Annotated in this window: 1 protein-coding gene; it reads left to right on the top strand. The window is 55.4% G+C overall.

All coding sequences use genetic code 11. From position 1 onward, the window contains the following. Window positions 1-375: 375 nt before the first annotated feature. Window positions 376-5,856, top strand: a 5,481-nt coding sequence (locus I4V53_RS13775) for a glycoside hydrolase family 2 TIM barrel-domain containing protein (RefSeq protein ID WP_195986270.1), incomplete at its 3' end; no start/stop codon positions are given.

The raw sequence follows: 5,856 nt of genomic DNA, 5'->3' as shown, positions 1-5,856 counted from the left end.
GCCAGAGTTCCGGCGTGTACACCACTCTGCCCGGACAGAACCCTGTGAAGCATTGTGCGGTCACCATTGGCTGAAAATATACCGGAGGATTGAAAAAATCACTGCAGTGATCTGACCGGGGATTTACAACCCGGCCGCTGTACCGGTACTAATGTAAAAACAAGTCCTTCCTTCTTCTTCAGATATTTTATTACAAAGAAAAACACCTCGGCGTTTGCCAAGGTGTTTTTCTCTTTTTTATTGGAAGCAGAGAGCAAATTGGCGAATTTTTTACATTTTGTGGAACACTTTTGGAACACTTTGTATTTTATAATTAATTCGCATAGATTAAATATGCACGAAGATTTATCCAATTTTTTGAAGGAGGAGAAGAAAATGGAAGCAAAAAGGAACCGGCCGTTTCGATCTGCACTTGCTCTCTTAATGGCCGCCGCGATGGCCGCCAGCACATGTCTGCCGGCTTTTGCGGCAAGCACGCCGAAGGCTGCCGAAGCGTATGTCCCCACAGGGGAACACACGGAATGGTACAAAGGGATTGAAATCCCGGGCGTCAACCGGGAACCCTCCCACGCGCAGTTTATTCCCTACGAAGACCGCTCGCTCGCTCTGGAAAATGAGGCGTCCGCGCTGGACGAAGACGCGCAGATCTCCGCCTATTACCAGCTGCTGAGCGGCAAAGACTGGGACTTCGCCTTGGTGAAAACACCGGAGGAAGCGGACCAGAAGGACGCAGCTTACCTGGCAGAAACGCTGGACGAGCAGGCGGCACAAGATTTTACGCCGGAGTTCGTACCGCAGGCATGGCAGACCTACAAGGATGAGGACGGCAATTTTAAATATTTTGACGAGCCGATGTACACCAACAGCATCTATCCCTGGGGATCCATCGTGCTGGAGAACGGCTCCTGGCAGAAAATTAATTACCGTGACCCGCAGGCGCCAACCCAATACAATCCGGTAGGCTTTTACCGCACTGCATTCACCACACCTGAAGATTGGGACGGCAGGGAAATCTTTGTTTCGTTCCAGAGCGTGTGCTCCGCTTATTACCTCTATGTCAACGGGCAGTATGTGGGCTATACGACGGACAGCTACACCGCGCACGATTTTAACATCACTCCGTATTTAAATGCGCCGGGGGAAGAAAACACCATCGCGCTGAAAGTATATCGCTGGTCCATTGGCAGTTATCTGGAAAACCAGGACTACATCAATATGAGCGGCATCTTCCGCGACGTCTACCTCTATTCAAAAGACGACGTTGAAATCCGCGACTTCTTCGTCCGCACCGCGCTGGACGACCGCGCGGATAAAAACAGCGACGCCACACTGGAACTGGACGTCGACGTGCGCGGCCTGCACAATGCGGAAGCCGGCGATTACAGCGTCGAGGCGACGCTGCTCAATATGGACGACACGGAGATCGAAAGCACAACGCTCGGTCCGGTACATATCGAGGCGACGGAAGCCAGCACGGAGCAGACGCCGGAGGCCTTCCTGGAAAAAGTAGCGGGCACTGGTAAGACTGTCACAGGTTCCATGCGGGTGGACAATCCGGACAAGTGGTTTCCGGACACGCCGAACCTTTACAAGCTGCTGATCGAACTGAAGGACGACGAGGGCAATGTCATTGAGACGGCTGTGCAGCGCGTCGGCTTCCGTGAAATCTATAAGGTGAACATCAACGAGGACGGACAGGAACAAATGCAGATCACCGGCGAAAAGGCCGTCTTCCGCGGCACCAACCGGCACGACACCAATATTGAAACAGGCCGTGCTGTCACGCGGGACGACATTCTCCAAGACTTGATGATGATGAAGCAGTATAACGTCAATTCCGTCCGAACCTCTCACTATCCGAACGACAAGCTGCTCTACGAGCTGGCGGACGAGATGGGGCTGTTTATCTGCTGCGAGGCAAACATTGAGTCTCACTACGGCGGTTACACCAATGAATATCAGGACAACACCCAGGTCATCCCCTCCGGCAGCAAAAAATGGGTTGCAACGGTCGTGGACCGCACGGACAATATGCTGGAACTCTACAAGAACCACCCCTCCATTGTTATGTGGTCTCTGGGCAACGAAGCGACCTATACAAAGCACGACTACAATGAGAACTATTGCTTCTGGGTCAGTTCCCAGCGCGTACTGGATCGCGACCCCAGCCGCCTGAGAATGTATGAGCGCGAATCCGACAACTACTACCACCGCTACCAGAAGGATGAGGGCGCCGATCCCATGGATATGGAGCAGCGCCGCAAGAACATTGTGGACGTTCACAGCACGCAGTATCCCACGCAGAGCGCGGTGGAAAGCTATGCGAACAATCCGGATTACAAAATGCCCTACATGCAGCAGGAATACGCGCACGCCATGGGACAGGCGCTGGGCGGCTTCAAAGAATTCTGGGATCTGGTGCGCGAGTACCCGAACCTCCAGGGCGGCTTTATCTGGGACTGGGTTGACCAGTCGGTCACCACGCCGCTCCCGGAAAACCAGACCACGTATACCATTCAGGACGTCAACACCGGGACTGAAGCGTCCCTCAGCGCCGGAACATCGTGGGTGGACGGACGCAACGACACTCAGGCCATTCAGGGCGGCTACCTGACGGTAAATCGCGGCAGCAATTTGAAGGCGAAGGGCGACGCCCTCACGATGGAGGTCTGGATCAAGACCGACCGCATCCCCTCTGGCAGGGACGAAGGCTTTATCTCCACCGGCGACAACGGCCTGGGCCTGAAAGTCAACAGCAGAGGCGGCACGCCCTATTTTGAACTATTTGTGGACGGCTGGGCAACCGGAACCGCAACAACAGCTGGGCTGCCGGAAGACTTTGCGGATGGCAGCTGGCACCAGTTAGCCGGCGTATGTGCGGCGGACAAGAGCCTGCATTTCTACTGGGACGGCAAGGAGCTGGAGAACACCGGTGCAAAATTCACCACCGCTTCCGCCCCGTTTGACAGCGCCAACACCGCACTGACGGTCGGCCTGGACTCCGCTTCCTCAGACCGTGTTTTCAGCGGCGCAATCGACAGCGTCCGCATTTATCAAAAAGCATTGACTGTGGAAGAGCTGCAATCGGATAGCCGCACGAATGACGACGCAGACGTCGTCTACTGGCTCGACTTTGCAGGCGAAGAGGTAGAAACCCACGAAACCAATTACGACTGGCTGGAGGATAAGCTGGGCAACTCCTATTGGGGCTATGGCGGCGACTGGATCGACCGCTATTCCAATGCGGACGCATTCTGCGCAAACGGCCTTATCTACGCGGATCGCTCGCCCAGCGCAAAAGTTGTGGAAGTCCGCAAGGTGCACCAGCAGGTCAACTTCTATAGCGAGGGGAACCCTGTCGACGGTAAAATCCGTGTTGTCAACGAGTTTGAAAACACCGATCTGGACCAGTACGACATTGTCTGGAAGCTGACAGAAGATACAGAAACAATCGGCGAGGAACAGATCATCGAGCTCTCCCTAGCGCCGACCTCGGAAACCACCGTCCAGCTCGAGCTGCCGGAATTCACCCCCAAGGCCGGCTCGGACTACATCCTGGAATTCAGCGTGCGCTACCGCGAGGATACCACCTGGGCCAAAGCTGGCGATGAATTGGCCTTTGAGCAGATCCCGCTCTCCTATGAGACGGGCGCGATGGCGGGTATAGACCTCTCCGCCATGCAGGAATTTGACCAGGTTACAGAAAACGAAACAGAACTGCATCTGGAAGGCGTCACCACCGCCGGCCAGAAATTCTCCATTGCACTCAATAAGGAGACCGGCGTCATCACCAACTATTCCCTGGATGGAACCACTGTCCTGGAAAAGGGCCCGGTTCCCAGTTATTGGAGAGCGCAGATCTATAACGACATCACCAATTCCTTCCCGACCGAGCTCCGCAATGCGGAGGACACCATGCAGAATATAGAAGTTACGGTGCGGAAGAACGAAAATAACAAGTGTATTTCCGTTTCCATATCCGAAGACCTGCTGGTGGACGCTTCCAACTACGTCACTTACGATATTTACAGCAACGGCGAAATCGTTGTCAGCAACCAGCTGCTGCCGCACAGCAATTTTGCCCCGGGCGACAACAACCAGCCCGCACTGCCGAAGGTCGGCATGCGCATGCAGGTTGCAAAGGGCTTTGAAAGCCTGGAATACTACGGCCGCGGCCCTGAGGAAAACTACTGCGACCGCAGCACCGGCTACAAGCTCGGCGTGTACAACAGCACCGTTGACGAGCAGTTTGAGTACAAGTGCATGAAACCGCAGGAAAACGGCAACCACACCGACGTGCGCTGGACCTCCCTGACGGATGAAACCGGCACGGGCCTGATGGTCACGGCGGACGGAACCATGGAGACCTCTGCACAGCACTACACCGCGGAGGAACTCAACCCGGCGCTGGACAGCCATCCTTACAACTCCGGCAGCGCCTTCCGCCATCCTTACCAGGTGACTATGCGCGAGGATACCATCTGGTGCATCGACTATAAGCAGCGCGGCGTAAGCAACACCGCCTTCTTTGGACATGTGCCGTTGGATCCGTATCGCCTGGACACCGACAAAACGTACACCCACGCGTTCCGCATCTCCCCTGTGACGGGCAGCACAGATAAAATGGCTGGCAGCAAGGTTGCCGTACAGCCCAGCACTGTCGCTTACCCGATCACTGACATCCAGGTCAACGGCGTTTCTCTCCCGGGCTTCGATCCCATGAATACGGAATACACCATGGAGATTAACGCAAACGCCGGCACGCCGAAGGTTACGGCGACCACCGCGATGTCCAGCATCCCGGTGGAAATTTCTGTCGAAGGCGACACTGCTACTGTAAAGGCTGCGCTTTCCGGAGAAACAAAGACCTATACCATTCACTTTACTCTGGTGGACGCTGTCTATGTGAGTGATTTCGACCAGAGCAGCTGGGTCCGCACCGGCGGCGGAAACCTGACTGCGGATCATACCGTATTCAACAAAGCGCTTTCCCTGAACTACAACGGCAAAACCACATCGTATGAAAAAGGCCTCTCCATGCAGCATCCGGACGCTACCTATGAGTCCCGCAGGGTGATGCAGGTGGAAATCCCGATCGAGGGAATGGGATACGAACGTTTCAAAGCGGTAGCCGGTGTGGATACGGTTACGCCCAACTGGGCAGCTTTGCAGATCGACGTTGTCACAACAGACGGCAGTACGGTATCCATTCTCCCCCGCACCGGCTGGATGACAGGCACCTCCGCGGCAATCGGCATTGATAAGGAACTGCCCGGCAACGCCAAAACGCTGGTTCTCATTGCGGAAATGGATAACAGCAGCGTAGTTGTAGACTTCGCAGACGCCAGATTCGTGAACAGCGTCAAACCCAGCCCGAAAACCCTGGAAGTCAACTACAGCGGCAAGCAGGCATCCCTGTATGTAAACGATGAAGAGCAGAAACTGGCGAACCTGACCGGCAGCTACAAAGCGGAACTCACTCCGGACAGCAAAACCACCCTGACCTTCCTCCCGGCGGTGGAAGGCAGAACGTTCGCGGGCGTCTCCGTCAACGGCGAGGCACAGAAGGACTTCACCGCGGATTCCTACACCATGACCATCGACGGACTCCCGGCGGCAGCCAAATACGACGTGGCGTTCACCGTAGTCAACAAGCAGATTCTCCGCACCGTGCTGACAGCGGCGGAAGCGCTGAACGGCGGCGAAGAATACTCGGCGGCGGTCCCCACCGTACAGAAGAAGTTTGACGCCGCTCTGAAGAACGCACAGGAGATTGAAAAGCAGCTCGACGCCTCCCAGAAGGACATCGACGGCGCCTGGAAGGACCTGCTGCAGGTCATCCAGTTCCTGAGCTTT

This window comes from Clostridium sp. D33t1_170424_F3, from assembly GCF_015667585.1.
GTDB lineage: Bacteria > Bacillota > Clostridia > Oscillospirales > Acutalibacteraceae > Anaeromassilibacillus.
This window is presented reverse-complemented; position numbering and strand designations above follow the sequence as displayed.